Here is a 16,540-nt window from a genome sequence, read left to right on the forward strand (position 1 = left end):
ACATAAAATCTGTTTTGCAAAATATTTAATTATTATGTATATATAATTAATTTTTCTTGAGTTTTCACGCGTTAAACTAAAAAAGAAGTATCAAAAAATGATACTTCTCCCATAACATTATAATAAAATTATATACAGAATTTTATTATATTTAGACATTTTCATTCTTATCTTTTTTGAGCTTATTTTCCTCTTTTCACCTGAGGTAAGATCGATTAGACTTCTTCACAATATTCATCAAACATTTTTTGCAGATTTTCAATTACTTCTAAAGGTTCATGCCCTTCAATCTCATGACGCTCAACCATTTTAATGATTTTTCCATCTTTTAAAAGAGCGAATGATGGAGAGGAAGGCGGATAGCCCGTAAAGTATTCTCTTGCTCTGGCAGTAGCTTCTTTATCCTGACCGGCAAAGACCGTTACCAATTGGTCTGGTCTTTTATCATAATTCACTGCATGATAAGCAGCAGGACGAGCAATACCACCTGCACATCCACAAACAGAGTTAACCATAACAAGCGTTGTTCCCTTTTTGCTTAGAGTCTCATCTACTTCTTCTGCAGTTGTTAATTCTTTGTAACCTGCATTTTGTATTTCCTGACGAGCCTGGCGAACCACGTCGTTCATAAATAAATTAAAATTCATGCTCACTTAAACATCTTCCTTTCTATCGGAGCTACCCTTATAGTATCAGAGCAGCCGTTTTTTATAAAATATTCCAGATGACAGGTTTAGTTTACTTACACATGGGAATAGTACCTTTAATTAAGATGACCCCCTATACTCCTAAACTTTTGGATAGCCATAAGGCTATCCATCTTTTTTATGTACTACTCTACATTTTACTTATCCTTCGAAAAAAAATACAGATGAAATAATTCAGCAGCTGCTTTTGAAACTATTTTCTCTCCATCTCTGACACTTGCTTCGATAATCGGTAATAGTTTCTTAACAGCTTTATCGGTATAAAAATGATCAATGATTTGCTGTTCTACTTCACTCTCAAACCATTTTGTGACCTGCCGTTTTCGCCTATTCGAAAATTCACCTGTTTCCTTTGTGAAAACGGAAAATTCTATAATGGCCTCCCAAATTTCATTCAGACCCTGTTTATGCAAGGCTGAACAAGCAAACGTCCTGACAGTCCAATCCTTTGTAGCCGGTATATGATCACGGAGGATTTGACGGTATTCCTCTTTCGCTCGCATTGCTAGCTTTTCATTTTCCCCATCAGCTTTATTAACAGCTATTCCATCGACAAGCTCAAGGATGCCTTTTTTCATTCCTTGCAGTTCGTCTCCTGCACCCGTAAGAGTCAGCAGCAGAAAAAAATCTACCATATCCCTGACTTCAGCTTCACTTTGTCCCACTCCAACCGTTTCTACTAAGATCACTGAATATCCGGCAGCCTCACAAATCATCATGCTTTCTCTTGTTTTACGGTGCACACCGCCTAATTTACCTCCTGATGGGGTCGGGCGGATAAAGGCATTTGGATGTTTCGAAAGTTCTTCCATCCTAGTCTTATCTCCAAGTATACTGCCTCCGCTGATGGAAGAGCTGGGGTCAATGGCAAGTACGGCCACTTTATACCCAAGCTCACATAAAAATAGCCCCATATTCTCAATAAATGTACTCTTTCCTGCCCCTGGAACCCCACTAATACCGATGCGAATTGAATTCCCTGTAAAGGGGAGGATAGATTGCAAAATCTCTTCAGCCTGCGGACGATAAACGTCCCCTTTGCTTTCAACGAAAGTAATGGCTTTTGATAATGCTTGTAATTGCCCGGCTTTTAAGTTCCGGACAATTTCCTCTGTATCAACGGGCTTCGTATGGACTCTCTTATATCTTTTTCTTTCGTATTGCTGATTATGGTCTGTCATGACTGGACACTTCCTCATACCCTAGCCTTTTATAAATTTCATTTACTATTTTGATAGCCGCTTCCGGTATGACGGTTCCAGGACCAAATATAGCTGAAGCTCCATGCTCGTATAAATAATCATAGTCCTGCTCCGGTATGACGCCTCCTGCAATAATGACGATATCCTCCCGGCCAAGTTTTTTTAGTTCACTGGCCAATTGAGGCAACAATGTTTTATGCCCTCCGGCTAAAGAACTCATCCCAATGACATGCACATCATTTTCAACTGCCTGTTTAGCAGATTCCTCCGGTGTTTGAAATAAAGGACCCATATCGACATCAAATCCAAGATCTGCATAAGCTGATGCAACAATTTTGGCCCCACGGTCATGACCGTCCTGACCCATTTTAGCAATTAATATTCGAGGACGGCGACCCTCATTAAGCAAAAATTCCTCTGTTAATTCTCTAACTTCATTGATTTTATCTAACTCCCGATAATGGGAACCATAGACTCCGCTGATTGTTCGGATAACAGCGCGGTGGCGACCCGATACCGCTTCTATCGCATCCGAGATTTCACCAAGAGTTGCTCTCGCAATGGCTGCCTCAACAGCCAATTCCAACAAATTGCCTTCTCCAGACTGTGCAGCTTTGGTCAATGCATTCAGTGTTTTTGTAACTTGTTCCTGATTACGCGTACCCTTAATCGTTTCGAGTCGTTTAATCTGCTGTTCGCGGACCTTTGAATTATCAATTTCAAGGATATCAAATTCTTCTTTTTCTTCTGTCCGGTATTGATTGATTCCAATCATGATTTCTTCACCGGAATCAATTTTGGCTTGCCGGCGTGCAGCAGCTTCCTCAATCCTCATCTTTGGAATACCGGATTCAATTGCCTTGGCCATCCCTCCAAGCTGTTCAATTTCCTCCAAATGTGCCCATGCTTTCTCAATTAAACGATTCGTTAAGGACTCGACATAATAGGAACCACCCCATGGATCAATAACATTTGTAATTCCGGTTTCCTCCTGCAGGAATAACTGCGTATTCCTGGCGATACTAGCTGAAAACTCTGTCGGCAGCGCAATCGCTTCATCAAAAGCATTTGTATGTAAGGATTGAGTATGCCCAAGTGCCGCTGCGTGTGCCTCTATTAAAGTTCTGGCGATATTATTGAAGGGATCTTGTTCAGCAAGGCTCCAACCGGATGTTTGCGAATGTGTTCTAAGTGCCAGCGATTTTTCATTTTTCGGATCAAATTGCTTCATAAGTTTTGACCATAAAAAGCGAGCCGCTCTTAGCTTAGCAACTTCCATAAAATAGTTCATACCGATACCCCAAAAAAACGATAAACGTGGGGCAAATGTATCAATAGCTATGCCCGCTTTCAATCCTGTTCTCACATACTCAATTCCATCAGCCAGTGTATAGGCAAGCTCCAAATCCGCAGGTGCTCCTGCCTCCTGCATATGATAGCCAGAGATTGATATACTATTAAATTTCGGCATATGAGCGGAGGTATACTCAAAGATATCGGCAATAATTTTCATAGACATAGCTGGTGGGTAAATATATGTATTACGTACCATATATTCTTTTAAAATATCATTCTGTATCGTACCGGTAAGCCGTGATGAATCTACGCCCTGTTCTTTTGCTGTAGCAATATAAAATGCCATTATCGGCAATACGGCACCATTCATTGTCATCGACACAGACATTTTCTCTAGTGGTATACCGGAAAATAGTATTTTCATGTCTTCTATCGAATCAATCGCAACTCCCGCTTTCCCAACATCCCCAACCACACGCGGATGATCAGAATCATAGCCTCGATGAGTCGCTAAATCAAATGCAACCGATAACCCTTTTTGTCCCATCTCCAAATTCCGTCTGTAAAAAGCATTCGATTCTTCAGCAGTAGAAAAGCCTGCATATTGGCGAACTGTCCATGGGCGGTTTACATACATCGCTGCATATGGCCCCCGCGTAAAGGGAGCAATCCCCGGGAAGGACGGTACATGCTCCACCAGTTCTAAATCATCCCGATTATATAGAGGCTTTAACGGTATTTGCTCATTTGTTTCAAAGTCAGGAATATCCGAACGTATATCTGCTGAATCTGAAACGAAATCCTCATGGACAGACTGCCAATCTATTTGTGAAAAATCCGGTTTTTTCATGCCTTTACCCCCTGCCTTGATGACAATATGGTTAATAGGTCAATCATATTTGTATGTCGGTCAATTTTCTTCCAATTAAATTCCTTGATAGCCAAATCAAAATTCCCCACTGCATAAATATGCATATTGCTGTCTACTTTTAAATTGGATAATGGCGTATTCAGGTGATTCTCATCACCGCATATCAGGAAATAGCTTCCCTGGCAACCTCTTATTATCTCTTCCAGCATTTCTTGATTTACTATTCCGGTTCGCTCTGTATAACTCAGACCCCCTGCCGCCAATACTTCTTTTGAAAGATCAATATATGGCTTAGATTGAGAGACGCTGCCCAGTCCAATCACTATGATTCTTTGCCGTTGCTCCATCTCATTGCCCCAGGTCAAATTCATCGATCTAATAGCTTCAAATTCTGATGCTAAACGGATTGGTTTAAGCGGGAATATTTCTTTTTCACTCTTTTGAATGCTTTGCGTTTCTATTAAATTCTGTGCCAGATCCGGTCGTTCTTCCTTTGGATTTGCATACACATTTGTACCCACCATCTTTTCCTTCCTAATAGCTACCGCTGATAATCTGTTTTTAGCTAGCTCCGTTAACTCTCCTTGTATTTGCCCCTTCTTTAACTCTGAAAGAATACCGCCTTTTTTCTCCAGTTTAATAAACTGATCCCATGCCTGTTGACACAGTTCATCTGTTAAAGCCTCCAAATAGTAAGAACCCCCGCCTGGATCAGCTGTTTTCATTAACATGCTCTCTTCCCTAAGAATATGTGGAATGTTTCTTGCCAGGCGTTTTCCAAGAGAACTCTTTTCTCTTTGCAATTGATCGAATGGGATGACCGTGAGATACTGACAGTTCCCAATTACTGCTGCCAATGCTTCATTTGTTGAACGGAGGAGATTTACATAATGATCAAACCCCGTTTTATTTCTTAATGAGGTCTGTGCATGGATGTCCATTTTAAAGTTGTTTTCCTGACCATATGATTTACCAACCGCAAACCAAAGCTTTCGCGCAGCTCGAAGTTTGGCAATTTGCATGAAAAAGGAGGAATCAATCGAGAATGAAAAAATTATTTTTTCTGCCGTTTCTTGTGCTGATAACCCTGCCTGCATGCCTTCAAATACATAATGTGCACCAAGTGATAATGAATACGCAATCTCTTTGACGGCATCTGCACCTGCTTCATGATAAGGCCTACTATTGACCAGAATTGTTTTTATTGTTGGGGAAGATAGATTCCAGTTCTTTATATAGTGAAACCAATCAGATAAGGCATTGTTTTCTTTAGTAGGTATAGACCCTCTTTCAGCCCATTCAGTAATTAAATCTCGTACCACTGCTCCTTGTTGATCAGATAGCCCGTTAACCTCAGCTAACTTTTCCATAATGATTTCCTGCCGGTTACCAGAACCAGCCTGTAGAAATAAAGGATAGTCCTCAATCGGCAAATCATTCAATAGTTTGATAAGTTCTTCACTGCCCATTTTGTTTACATCAAAGGAAATCGTATTTTGCCCATTCTCCAATGCCTCGAGTATAGTTCCCTTAATATTGCTTCCTGTTGCCACTTGGCAAATTTTTAGCGGGTGATGCTGATAGCCATTTTCATAGATTCCTCTTGTATAAGGAGGTTTACCGGGTACGGGTACTTCATCTTTTTCTGAATCCAAATTGTAAAGCGGTTTCAAAATGATTTTTTCAAACGTTTGAGTGTGTAATGTGTCCAGTTCTTTTCCCTTTAAAGATTTTAGAACTGCTTTTTCCCACTCCTCCACTGTTGTCTGTTGAAACCTATCATTCTTCGCATCCTTTATCTTCATAGCTTGCTTTCTACTAAAAGAAAGCTCCCTCCCCTCGCCAATTAACGAAATAGTATGTTAATTAATCTTATCATGCAAACGACCTTTTTCTCCAATAAAAGGAAAAATAGTCCAAATCTTCTTAAATCATTATTCAATCAATTCACCAATACTTCTCCATTAAAGTATTTGACCAGGTGGGTTGAAGAACTCTTTCTTTTGGCAAAAATTCTTTCATTACAGGCTTAATATCTATGATAGGGGTACCATCCAGAGCATCTAGCCCTTTAACAGTTAATACTCTCTGTTCAACTCCCACCAATTCAACGATTGTAACCCCAAGCTTATTCGGCCGATTCTTCCCTCTTTGTGCAAAGATGCCTACCTCGGGAAATTCTTTATTTCTGGGATGTCTTGCTTCATACTGAATATTTCTATCATCTACTTTGTCAAAATAAAAAATAATTTCTAAATGAGAGAATTCGTGTATACCTTTTAAAGACGATTGACTTATATTCTCAGCCAGTTCAATGGACGATACAATAGCACCCCAATCATCATCCATTATTTCTTTCCTGCTATTCTTCACAAATGCTATTGGTTCTATCAAATAGTGCATAGCTACATCCATCCCCTTAATCAGACGGCAGTCACTCTATCATTTCTTCAACTCCGAGAAAAATTCCTTTAAAATAAAATGAAAAGAAAAACGTCGATGAATTCACAGGTGTATACAATGTCCATTCTTCAGAGGAACTTCATTGTTTTCATTTAATCCAGTAAATTATTTCTTGGGAAATGATTCAAGTAGATAAAAGAAGACACACATACTGTGTGCCCTCATGTTTTCTATTAATATAGCGGTGTATTTTCGCTTGTGATATGTTCCAGGATATCTTTCACTCGAGCCAAAAACCTTCCGCATACCAATCCATCAAGAATACGGTGATCTAGTGATAGACATAAATTGACCCGATCCCGGATAGCAATCATATTGCCGTGCATGACAACTGGTTTCTTGACAATTGACTCCACTTGCAAGATAGCTGCCTGTGGATGGTTTATAATTCCCATCGATTGGATGGATCCAAATGAACCAGTATTATTTACCGTAAAGGTACCGCCCTGCATATCCTCGGACTTTAATTTACCGGAACGGACCTTTTCAGCCAATTCATTAATTTCACGTGCAATCCCTTTAATTGTTTTTTCATCTGCAAATTTAATAACCGGAACATACAACGCTTCATCCGTCGACACAGCAATCGAGATGTTAATATCTTTTTTCCTGACAATTTTATCTCCAGCCCACATTGAATTCATTTCTGGAAACTCTTTTAATGCTTGAGCAACCGCTTTAACAAAAAAGGCAAAATAAGTTAGATTATAGCCTTCCTTTTGCCTAAATTCCTTCTTAAGTGAATCACGGTATTGAACGAGATTGGTTACATCCGCTTCCACCATTGTCCATGCATGCGGAATCTCATGTTTAGAACGCACCATATTTTGTGCAATAGCTTTCCTTATACCAGTTACAGGTATTTCTCGATCTCCACTTTCTATCTTCATATCACTGCCTGATGATTTTTGCTTTACACCCAAATTAGGCTCATACATCTGAGTATCCGCTTTCGGTTCAGCATTTTCAATGTTAACTTGGGCCTTAGCAGCAGTGCCGCTCTCCACAGCTTTCAAAATGTCTTTACGAGTAATTCGACCGCCGGCTCCGCTTCCAGCCACGTTTTCGAGGTTAATCCCATGTTCCTGGGATAATTTTAATACGGCCGGAGAATAACGTGCCTTATTAGATTGGTCGGTCTGAATTAGCGATTCACTTTTTTCCTCAGAATGATTCTTTTCTTCCTTTGGTGCCTCTTCAGAACTATCAGGCTCTCCTGCTAGTTGGATACTGCACATGACTTCCCCGACAGGAAGTGTCTCTCCCTCTGCTGCAATCAAATCTTTAATTACTCCAGTAAAGGAAGATGGAACTTCGGCATTCACTTTATCCGTCATTACTTCAGCTATCGGGTCATATTTATTCACTCGGTCACCGGGCTTTACAAGCCAGCTCGAGATCGTCCCTTCTGTTACACTCTCCCCAAGCTGCGGCATTTTCATCTGTTCTATTGGCATTCGCTATTTATCTCCTTTCGCAATCAGTTTAAAATTCTGCTAATTCTCTCATGGCTTTTTCCACTTTTTCCGGGTTGACCATAAAATATTTTTCCATAGTTGGAGCATATGGCATCGCCGGAAGATCAGGACCTGCTAAACGTTTAATTGGTGCATCCAGCTCAAACAAGCAGTTCTCGGCAATGATCGCCGCCACCTCGCTTATTATGCTGCCTTCCTTCGTATCTTCCGTTATCAATAGCACTTTACCAGTTTTGGAGGAAGCCTCGATAATTGCTTCCTTATCGAGGGGATACACTGTCCTTAAATCTAAAACATGCACTGAGATTCCATCCTGAGCTAATTTTTCAGCAGCCTGAAGCGCAAAGTGAACACAAAGTCCATAAGTGATAACCGTAATATCATCTCCATCCCTTTTTACATCCGCTTTGCCTATCGGCAATACATAATCATCATTGGAGACTTCCCCTTTGATCAGACGGTACGCACGTTTATGCTCAAAGAAAAGTACAGGGTCTTCATCACGTATTGCTGCTTTTAAAAGCCCTTTTGCGTCGTATGGTGTAGATGGCATAACAATTTTTAAACCAGGCTGATTGGCAAAAATGGCCTCTACTGATTGTGAATGATATAAGGCACCGTGTACCCCACCACCGTAAGGAGCACGTATGACCATCGGACAATGCCAATCATTATTGGACCGATAGCGGATTTTGGCAGCCTCAGAAATGATTTGGTTTATTGCCGGCATAATAAAATCCGCAAATTGTATTTCTGCAATCGGTCGCATTCCATACATTGCAGCTCCGATTCCTACCCCCGCAATAGCAGATTCAGCCAAAGGCGTATCAATTACTCGATCTTCACCAAATTGCTCGTACAGCCCGTTTGTAGCCTTAAACACTCCTCCTTTTCTGCCAACATCTTCACCAAGGATAAAAACTTTTTCATCTCGTTCCATTTCTTCTTTCATCGCCATGGTTATTGCATCGATATATGAAATGACAGGCATGGTTTACTCTCCTTCCGTCTCAGCATATACAAACTTCAAAGCATCTTCTGCTTTTGCATACGGAGCATTTTCAGCGTAATCTGTTGCTTCATTTACGATTTTCATGACCCTTTTATTGATTTCTGTTTCTTTCTCTTCATCCAGAAGGTCAATTTCCTTTAAATACGCCCCAAATGTGAGAATCGGATCCTCCGTTTTTGCCTTTTCCACTTCATCTCGAGCACGGTAGCTTCGATCATCATCATCACTTGAGTGCGGAGTAAGCCGGTAGGATACAGTTTCAACCAAAGAAGGGCCTTCCCCGCGTCGGGCACGGTCAGCAGCCTCTTTAACAGCTTTATACACTTCGAGCGGATCATTGCCATCTACTGTGACACCAGGCATCCCATATCCAATAGCTCGGTCTGACACTTTTTCACAGGCTAATTGTTTTTCAATTGGTACCGAAATCGCATATTTATTATTTTCAACCATAAAAATAACAGGGAGTTTATGTACACCAGCAAAATTGGCACCTTCATGAAAATCTCCCTGATTTGATGAACCTTCACCAAAAGTTACAAATGTAACCAAATCTTTCATTTCCATTTTTCCAGCCAATGCGATTCCGACTGCATGGGGAACTTGAGTGGTAACCGGCGATGATCCTGTTACAATTCGATTTTTCTTCTGACCAAAATGACCTGGCATCTGCCTGCCGCCGGAGTTTGGATCTTCCTGCTTGGCAAATCCTGAGAGCATCAACTCAGTTGGTGTCATACCAAATGTTAGAACTACCCCCATATCGCGATAGTAAGGCAGTACATAATCCTTTTCCCTATCAAGGGCAAAAGCTGCTCCAACCTGAGCTGCCTCCTGACCCTGACAGGAAATCACAAACGGAATTTTCCCAGAGCGATTTAACAGCCACATTCTTTCATCTATACGCCTTGCCATCAGCATTGTTTCATACATTTCCAATACCATTTCGTCCGTTAATCCCAGGACTTCATGCCTGTTTTTTGTCATTTAGTAAACCTCCTCTAAAGCCTTGCTCAAATTTTTACGAATGAATCGCTTTTCCATCAACAGCCAGAGCTGCTTCTCCAATCACTTCAGACAATGAAGGATGCGGATGAATAGTATGAGCAACCTCCCAAGCTGAAGCATTTAATACAAGGGCCAAGCCTGCCTCAGAAATCATATCTGTTACATGCGGGCCAATCATATGTACACCTAATAAATCATCCGTTTCTTCATCAGAAATCATTTTCACAAAACCGTCTGACTCTCCGAAGACCAATGCCTTTCCAATTGCTTTGAACGGGAATTTTCCGACCTTGACCTTATGACCGCGCTGAATAGCTTCATCTTCTGTGATTCCTACACTTGCTGCCTCAGGACTACTATATATGCATCTGGAAATAAAATCGTATTGGATAGGATGTGGACTTTGGTTAGCTATATGCTCCACTGCAGTGATTCCTTCATGGCTTGCGACATGAGCCAGTTGCATGCCTCCAATCACATCACCAATGGCATAGATATGCGATTCCTTTGTTTGATAAAACTCATTAACAGCTATTACGCCGTTATCAATTTGTATATCGGTGTTTTGAAGACCAATCCCTTCAACATTAGCCTGGCGACCAACCGATACAAGAATTTTTTCAGCCTTATATTCCTTCTTTTCTCCGTTTAATTCTGCGGATATGGATACGCCCTGTCCAGTTTGCAGCGTTTCTGGCATTACTTTTGCTCTAGTAACGATCCTAATACCTTTTTTCTTTAAGATCCTTTGCATCTCTTTCGAAATATCTCGGTCTTCTGTTGGTATAAGACGATCTGCGTATTCCAGTATAGTTACCTCTACTCCAAAATCAGCCATCATGGATGCCCATTCTACTCCAATAACTCCTCCTCCGATAACAAGCAAAGAAGATGGTAATTCGGATAGCTGTAAAGCTTCATCTGATGTCATTACGAATTCACCGTCAATTTTTAAACCCGGCAAGGATTTTGGTCTTGAACCTGTTGCAATAATGACATTTTTCGGAATTAACATTTCATTTTCCATTCCATTATTCATCTCAACTGAAATGGTCCCTGGCATTGGCGAAAATATGGATGGTCCAAGAATGCGTCCATACCCTTCATATAAATCGATTTTTCCTTGTTTGATTAGATGTTGCACACCTTTATGGAGCTGTTCAACGATTCTTTCTTTTCTTTCCTGTGCCTTTAGAAAATTTAGACGAGGTTCGGATACTTCCACACCAAACTCTTCTGCATGTTTGATAGTTTGGTAGACCTCAGCACTGCGTAAAAGTGCTTTTGACGGTATGCATCCAGCATGGAGACAGGTTCCGCCTAGCTTGCCCTTTTCAACAATAGCTGTTCTCAAACCTAACTGGGAGCCTCTTATGGCTGCTACATAGCCGCCTGTGCCACCGCCCAAAATGACCAAATCATAATCAGTTGCCATTTAAAATCCACATCCTAACATCTATATTCAGTACTTAATATTTAAGGGATACACACTTTCTCATATAACTCCATCCTAATTCTACTGGTCTTACCACATGGTCAGAGGTTATTAAGTTAACCCTCATTCACAAACCAAAAATGAGCCTTATTAGAGAACAAGAATCCGCAAGTTTACACGTATACGGACTCTTGATTCTCAGGTGACTCTAACGGCGACGATTTAGTATATGGCGGCCGTTTAATAAAAACTGGCTTCTGGATTGTTTTAATTTTTCAATTCTCTCCTCAGCCATTCGGTCCGCTGCAACATAGGTCGGAATTCCGTCTCTTTTAGCAATCTCTATGACTCTTTCAATATTGCTATATATACCCTCTACTTTTTTCAACGCCCGATCCTTGTTATAGCCATATAATTCATCCGCGACATTAATTACCCCACCGGCATTAATTACATAATCAGGTGCGTAAACGATACCCATTTCATGAATGGCATCTCCATGACGAGTTTCCTTTAATTGATTATTAGCTGCACCCGCAATTACTCTTGCTTTGATTCGCGTAATAGTTTCATCATTTATAGTTGCACCAAGCGCACAAGGTGCATAGATATCACAATCGACACTATATATATCTTCAGGATCCACTGCTTTTGCTCCAAAATCCTCCACAGCACGATTCACTGATTCTTTATTAATATCTGTAACTATTAATTGTGCACCCTCTTCATGTAGATGCTTACAAAGATTATAGGCTACGTTTCCTACTCCCTGGATAGCGATTACTTTTCCTTCCAGCGAATCTGTGCCAAATGCTTCTTTTGCTGCTGCTTTCATTCCTCTGTACACGCCATAAGCAGTGACAGGGGATGGATTTCCTGATGAACCAAAAGCAGGTGAAATACCCGTTACATAGTCCGTTTCCTCATGGATAATATCCATATCAGCCACTGTTGTTCCTACATCCTCAGCCGTAATATATCTTCCATTCAACCCTTGAATATAACGACCAAAGGCACGGAACATTTCTTCATTTTTATCTTTACGCGGATCACCGATAATAACGGTTTTACCTCCGCCGAGATTCAGGCCGGCAGCTGCATTTTTATACGTCATTCCCTTCGCTAATCGAAGAGCGTCCTCTATTGCAGCATCCTCTGTATCATATGTCCACATTCTTGTGCCGCCAAGCGCAGGTCCGAGGGTTGTATCATGTATGGCAATAATAGCTTTTAAACCAGATTGTTTATCCTGTACAAACAGCAATTGTTCATAATCATATTGCTCCATATATTTAAAAATTTCCATTTTTCATTTCCCCTCTCTATCTTCGGTCTAACCTTTACTTTTTACTGACCTTTTCACACTTTAAGATTTAAAATGAAGTTATTTGGCATTTTAGGTCCTTTTAGGGTGTTGACCGTACTTGAACTTGCCTCCTCTGCAGACTTGTTATGAACAGCACAGCTGCTGTAAAACTCAAGCCACCATCTTGGCCCCTTGTTTTGGTCCACCCACAGTCTTTAGATGCAAGAATCGTGCCAACATGAATTTTGTTGAGTAATCTACCTTTTTAGAAGAATCTTTTTTCATAGAACCTGCAAAAATTTGCACATACGAAAAATTCTGCATGCAAATTTATTCAAGACTAAACTTTTGCAATTTATAATAAAAATTACGAATAGACAAACCTAGATCACGGCTGGCAGCAGTTTTATTCCCATTATGCTTTTCTAAAGAACGCATAATAATGCTTTTCTCCACTTCATCCAATTGATCCGCTAAACTTTGTTTATCATTTATTGTTGATCTTTTTTCGATTGTATGGTTAGGAGAACCTTCTGCAGCCTTCAATAATTTTTCAGGTAAATGCCTCTTTTGTATAATTTTTTCATGCTGATCCATAAAAATTATGGCTCTCCCTAATATATTCTCTATTTCCCTTACATTTCCAGTCCAATCATATTCCTGAAGCATGATGAGTGCCTCACCGCTTATATCCTCAATACTTCGGCCATACTCCAAATTCAACTTTTTGATTAAGTGGACGCATAATGGGGGAATATCTTCCTTACGTTCCCTTAAAGGCTCAATATATATAGGCATTCTGTTAATTCGGTAATATAAATCTTCTCTGAAGTTTCCTTTTGCAATCGCTTTCTCAAGATTGACATTGGTCGCTGTTATCACACGCACATCAATGGAAATAGGCTTGGTTCCTCCTACACGAACTATTTCATTCTCCTGCAAAACGCGAAGAAGCTTCGCCTGCATATTTTGAGAAAGCTCACCAATTTCATCAAGAAATATGCTGCCATTATTGGCTTCTTCAAACAGTCCTCGTTTACCGCCACGCTTTGCACCTGAAAAAGCTCCATCTTCGTAGCCAAATAACTCACTCTCTAAAAGCGACTCCGATATCGCTGCGCAATTCACGCGGATGAATTTATTATATTTTCGATCACTGGCATTATGGATTGCATGGGCGAATAGTTCCTTGCCTGTACCCGATTCACCCCTCAATAATACGGTAACTGGCGTACGGGCGCATAAACGGGCCTGCTCCAATGCCAATTTCATCTCTTTAGATTGGCCAATAATATCGTCAAATGTATATTTAGCTTCTAGATTACGAATGATTTGTCTCGCCCTTTTCAATTCCTGTGTCAGGCTTTGTATTTCAGAAAGGTCATGAATGACGCCAACGCTTCCCTTCAAATAACCATTCACCATAATCGGTGCTACATTAACCACCACATCCCGGTTCGATGCCCCCACCTTCATTCGTACGCCTCGGACAGGTTTTTTTGTTTTCAAAACCTGCATATGCATACTTTTACCTTCTGTAATATCTGCCGTAGCAGGTTTGCCCAGGACATCCTCTTCGGTCAACCCGGTAATTCTGGTATACGCAGGATTAATTAAGATTCCATTCCCATCCTCATCCACTACAGTTATGGCATCTTCACTCGAATGAATAATAGCTTCGAGCATGTTTTGAATATGCTTTAAATTTGTAATTTCCTCTGCTAAGCTTGTAAATTCCGTGATTCCTTTGAAAACGGCCAAAGCTCCCAGTAAACCGCCTTCTTCATTCTTGATAGGCATTCTGGTTGTTACCACATCTAAATTTTTATCCAAATGAGCCCGTTGATTGCTCTCCGTTTTTCTTGTTTTGAGGATTTCAGGAAGACGGGACGCAGGAATAACTCTATGTATGTGCTGACCGATTGCTTGTTTTCTGGGGACACCCGTAATCGTTGCTGCAGCCTGATTAAAAAAGATTATTTTCTCTTCTGTATTTATAAGTACCATCCCGTTATCGGTCGCATTCAAAACTAATTCATGTAAATAAGCCTCTTCTTTCGACTTCCTGATTAAACTTTCTTTCTCTTGAATCAGATTGGCTAACAGAAAGGCAATCTGCCCGTGAACTAAAAGAGTGTGATTACTTTTATGGCGGGCTATATCCTGGTAAACTTGCTCATCCCCTGTCACTTCAAAAATGATATCCGAGCCATCAGTGATAAAATCTACCCAATCACTACCTGTTTTTATATGATTTTGTTCAGCTAATTGAAGTCCCACTGCACTCGAATGACGATCCACCACTCCTATAACCTGATAATCCTTTGCCTCAAGTAAGATTTTTAAAATGGATAGCCCTCCAGTGCCCGCCCCAATAATCAAAACTGTTTGCAAGGCAATCTCCTCCTTTTGAAGTGAGGGTACATAATAGTGCAAATTTTTTCATTGTTTCCTCTATCATAAGTTATTTGAATAAACTTGACAAATTTTCTATATTTTATAAAGTTGAAGATAGAAATACACTTAATCAGGACGTGATGAATTGCAACGGATAATCGCCTTTGCGCTTTTATTGATTCCGGGCCTTCTAACCGCACTCGGAATTAAATGGATGAGAGACATGATTTTTGGCAGACTCAGCCCAATGCTACCTGCCCTTTGGGTACAATTTTTATTAGGTTTACTATTATTTATTGGCGGACTTTCTTTTATTGCCGGATTCGTGTTTTATCGCGATCGAAAACGTAATAAAGTTCAAAATCGATTTAGTGAGAAACCTGTCCGTAAATGAATTTCAGGTGATCCTTACAGGCATACAACCATTAAGTTTTGCAAGGGTGCCAATAGAAGTACCAATTTTGAAGACCAGATCCTACATGATTTGGTCTTTTTTTATGACACATATTTAAAAGAGTTGGTAATTGAAATGTTATTTAAATTAATCGCTATATGAGGATAAGGCAGGAGGTGAGGGAATTATAAAAGGATTTGTTCGTAACCTTGGTACTTATGACTAAAGAAGGAGACAGCTTTTATTGGCTGTCTCCTTAATTGACCTAATTTCGCAATTAGTTCTAAAAGATGTAAAACTATTTTATTTAATGGCTGAACTTCCAGTAAACTTTATGAAATCCTTTTCAAATTATATAAACTAACAGCGTGAATAATATAGGTTCCAGTTAATAAGAACCATATAGCCATTTTGTAACCATCAAAAGAAAATGGTGTTATAAATTCATCAATTAAAAAAATAAAGAACCATCCTAATATGAATATCGGGAAAGCAATTGAGTAAGATGTGTTTAATATACCCTTCCCTCTCTCATCCTTACTCTCGTCTCCAAATTGGAATTTCACACTAAAGAACACAGAACCAAAAAAGATCAATATATACGCGATTATAGCGATAAGCAGAAACACTGCCATTATAACCCCTCCCCTTTTTTTCTATACTGGAATACTTCATTAATCCCAACATTAAAAGCTTCTGCAATATCAAAGGCTAGCACTAATGACGGGGTATAGTTACCTTTTTCTATCGAAATAATTGTCTGTCTGCTAACCCCTGCGCTTTTAGCTAAATCCTGTTGAGTCATTTTTCGTTCGGCTCTTAGAATACGAATTCTATTTGATAATAAATATCCCTCTCCTCCCACACAAGCCCTCCTTTGTAAATATTTGTTAAGTTAATTGTAAAACTAATTTTACCAAAAGTAAAGTTTGTTTTACAAATTAGTTTAAAATTGGTAACCTCATTCCACT

Annotated in this window: 14 protein-coding genes; 1 reads left to right on the top strand and 13 read right to left on the bottom strand. The window is 39.9% G+C overall.

What is annotated here, in order from left to right:
• Positions 1–215: 215 nt before the first annotated feature.
• From A8L44_RS09615 to A8L44_RS09665, 11 genes are all read right to left on the bottom strand, one after another.
• Positions 216–653 (bottom strand): BrxA/BrxB family bacilliredoxin, encoded by a 438-nt coding sequence (locus A8L44_RS09615; RefSeq protein ID WP_066104881.1) that lies wholly within the window; start codon positions 651–653, stop codon positions 216–218.
• A gap of 191 nt (positions 654–844) precedes the next feature.
• Positions 845–1,888 (bottom strand): methylmalonyl Co-A mutase-associated GTPase MeaB, encoded by a 1,044-nt coding sequence (meaB, locus tag A8L44_RS09620; RefSeq protein WP_066104884.1) that lies wholly within the window; start codon positions 1,886–1,888, stop codon positions 845–847.
• Positions 1,875–4,055 carry a methylmalonyl-CoA mutase gene (gene scpA, locus A8L44_RS09625; RefSeq protein WP_066104887.1) on the bottom strand — a complete coding sequence of 727 codons (2,181 nt, stop codon included), beginning with the start codon at positions 4,053–4,055 and terminating at the stop codon, positions 1,875–1,877. The genes meaB and scpA overlap by 14 nt, the downstream gene beginning before the upstream one ends.
• Positions 4,052–5,881: a methylmalonyl-CoA mutase family protein gene (locus A8L44_RS09630; protein ID WP_066104890.1), complete on the bottom strand. Its 1,830-nt coding sequence runs from the start codon at positions 5,879–5,881 to the stop codon at positions 4,052–4,054. Before A8L44_RS09630 ends, scpA begins: the two co-directional genes overlap by 4 nt.
• 142 nt (positions 5,882–6,023) lie before the next feature.
• Positions 6,024–6,479: an SAM-dependent methyltransferase gene (locus A8L44_RS09635; RefSeq protein WP_066104892.1), complete on the bottom strand. Its 456-nt coding sequence runs from the start codon at positions 6,477–6,479 to the stop codon at positions 6,024–6,026.
• A 233-nt stretch (positions 6,480–6,712) separates the two neighbouring features.
• Positions 6,713–7,996, bottom strand: coding sequence for a dihydrolipoamide acetyltransferase family protein (locus A8L44_RS09640; RefSeq protein WP_066104895.1), 1,284 nt, complete (start codon positions 7,994–7,996; stop codon positions 6,713–6,715).
• Between the two features lie 28 nt (positions 7,997–8,024).
• Entirely contained in the window at positions 8,025–9,008 is a 984-nt protein-coding gene (locus A8L44_RS09645; protein WP_066104899.1) for an alpha-ketoacid dehydrogenase subunit beta, read from the bottom strand.
• A gap of 3 nt (positions 9,009–9,011) precedes the next feature.
• Positions 9,012–10,016 (bottom strand): thiamine pyrophosphate-dependent dehydrogenase E1 component subunit alpha, encoded by a 1,005-nt coding sequence (locus A8L44_RS09650; protein ID WP_066104902.1) that lies wholly within the window; start codon positions 10,014–10,016, stop codon positions 9,012–9,014.
• Between the two features lie 34 nt (positions 10,017–10,050).
• Positions 10,051–11,472, bottom strand: a complete 1,422-nt coding sequence (lpdA, locus tag A8L44_RS09655) for a dihydrolipoyl dehydrogenase (protein ID WP_066104904.1) — start codon at positions 11,470–11,472, stop codon at positions 10,051–10,053.
• 208 nt (positions 11,473–11,680) lie between these two features.
• Entirely contained in the window at positions 11,681–12,778 is a 1,098-nt protein-coding gene (gene bcd, locus A8L44_RS09660; RefSeq protein ID WP_066104907.1) for a branched-chain amino acid dehydrogenase, read from the bottom strand.
• A gap of 330 nt (positions 12,779–13,108) precedes the next feature.
• Positions 13,109–15,172, bottom strand: a complete 2,064-nt coding sequence (locus A8L44_RS09665; RefSeq protein ID WP_066104908.1) for a sigma-54 interaction domain-containing protein — start codon at positions 15,170–15,172, stop codon at positions 13,109–13,111.
• A 148-nt stretch (positions 15,173–15,320) separates the two neighbouring features.
• Between A8L44_RS09665 and A8L44_RS09670 the strand changes: the two genes are divergently transcribed.
• Positions 15,321–15,569: a DUF2627 domain-containing protein gene (locus tag A8L44_RS09670; RefSeq protein WP_066104911.1), complete on the top strand. Its 249-nt coding sequence runs from the start codon at positions 15,321–15,323 to the stop codon at positions 15,567–15,569.
• A gap of 332 nt (positions 15,570–15,901) precedes the next feature.
• On the opposite strand, the gene A8L44_RS09675 is transcribed toward A8L44_RS09670, so the two are convergent.
• Both A8L44_RS09675 and A8L44_RS09680 read right to left on the bottom strand, forming a co-directional pair.
• On the bottom strand, positions 15,902–16,204 hold the full coding sequence (locus tag A8L44_RS09675; protein ID WP_066104914.1) for a hypothetical protein: 303 nt from the start codon (positions 16,202–16,204) through the stop codon (positions 15,902–15,904).
• On the bottom strand, positions 16,204–16,434 hold the full coding sequence (locus A8L44_RS09680; RefSeq protein WP_139063837.1) for a helix-turn-helix transcriptional regulator: 231 nt from the start codon (positions 16,432–16,434) through the stop codon (positions 16,204–16,206). The genes A8L44_RS09675 and A8L44_RS09680 overlap by 1 nt, the downstream gene beginning before the upstream one ends.
• Between the last annotated feature and the right edge of the window lie 106 nt (positions 16,435–16,540).

It is taken from the genome of Bacillus sp. FJAT-27986 (assembly GCF_001685035.1).
Classification (GTDB): Bacteria; Bacillota; Bacilli; order Bacillales; family Pradoshiaceae; genus Pradoshia.

Bases quoted from the DNA above. Each gene is read 5' to 3' on its own strand.
- meaB (WP_066104884.1), bottom strand. From the start codon at position 1,888: ATGACAGACCATAATCAGCAATACGAAAGAAAAAGATATAAGAGAGTC.
- scpA (WP_066104887.1), bottom strand. From the start codon at position 4,055: ATGAAAAAACCGGATTTTTCACAAATAGATTGGCAGTCTGTCCATGAG.
- A8L44_RS09630 (WP_066104890.1), bottom strand. From the start codon at position 5,881: ATGAAGATAAAGGATGCGAAGAATGATAGGTTTCAACAGACAACAGTG.
- A8L44_RS09635 (WP_066104892.1), bottom strand. From the start codon at position 6,479: ATGCACTATTTGATAGAACCAATAGCATTTGTGAAGAATAGCAGGAAA.
- A8L44_RS09640 (WP_066104895.1), bottom strand. From the start codon at position 7,996: ATGCCAATAGAACAGATGAAAATGCCGCAGCTTGGGGAGAGTGTAACA.
- A8L44_RS09645 (WP_066104899.1), bottom strand. From the start codon at position 9,008: ATGCCTGTCATTTCATATATCGATGCAATAACCATGGCGATGAAAGAA.
- A8L44_RS09650 (WP_066104902.1), bottom strand. From the start codon at position 10,016: ATGACAAAAAACAGGCATGAAGTCCTGGGATTAACGGACGAAATGGTA.
- lpdA (WP_066104904.1), bottom strand. From the start codon at position 11,472: ATGGCAACTGATTATGATTTGGTCATTTTGGGCGGTGGCACAGGCGGC.
- bcd (WP_066104907.1), bottom strand. From the start codon at position 12,778: ATGGAAATTTTTAAATATATGGAGCAATATGATTATGAACAATTGCTG.
- A8L44_RS09675 (WP_066104914.1), bottom strand. From the start codon at position 16,204: ATGGCAGTGTTTCTGCTTATCGCTATAATCGCGTATATATTGATCTTT.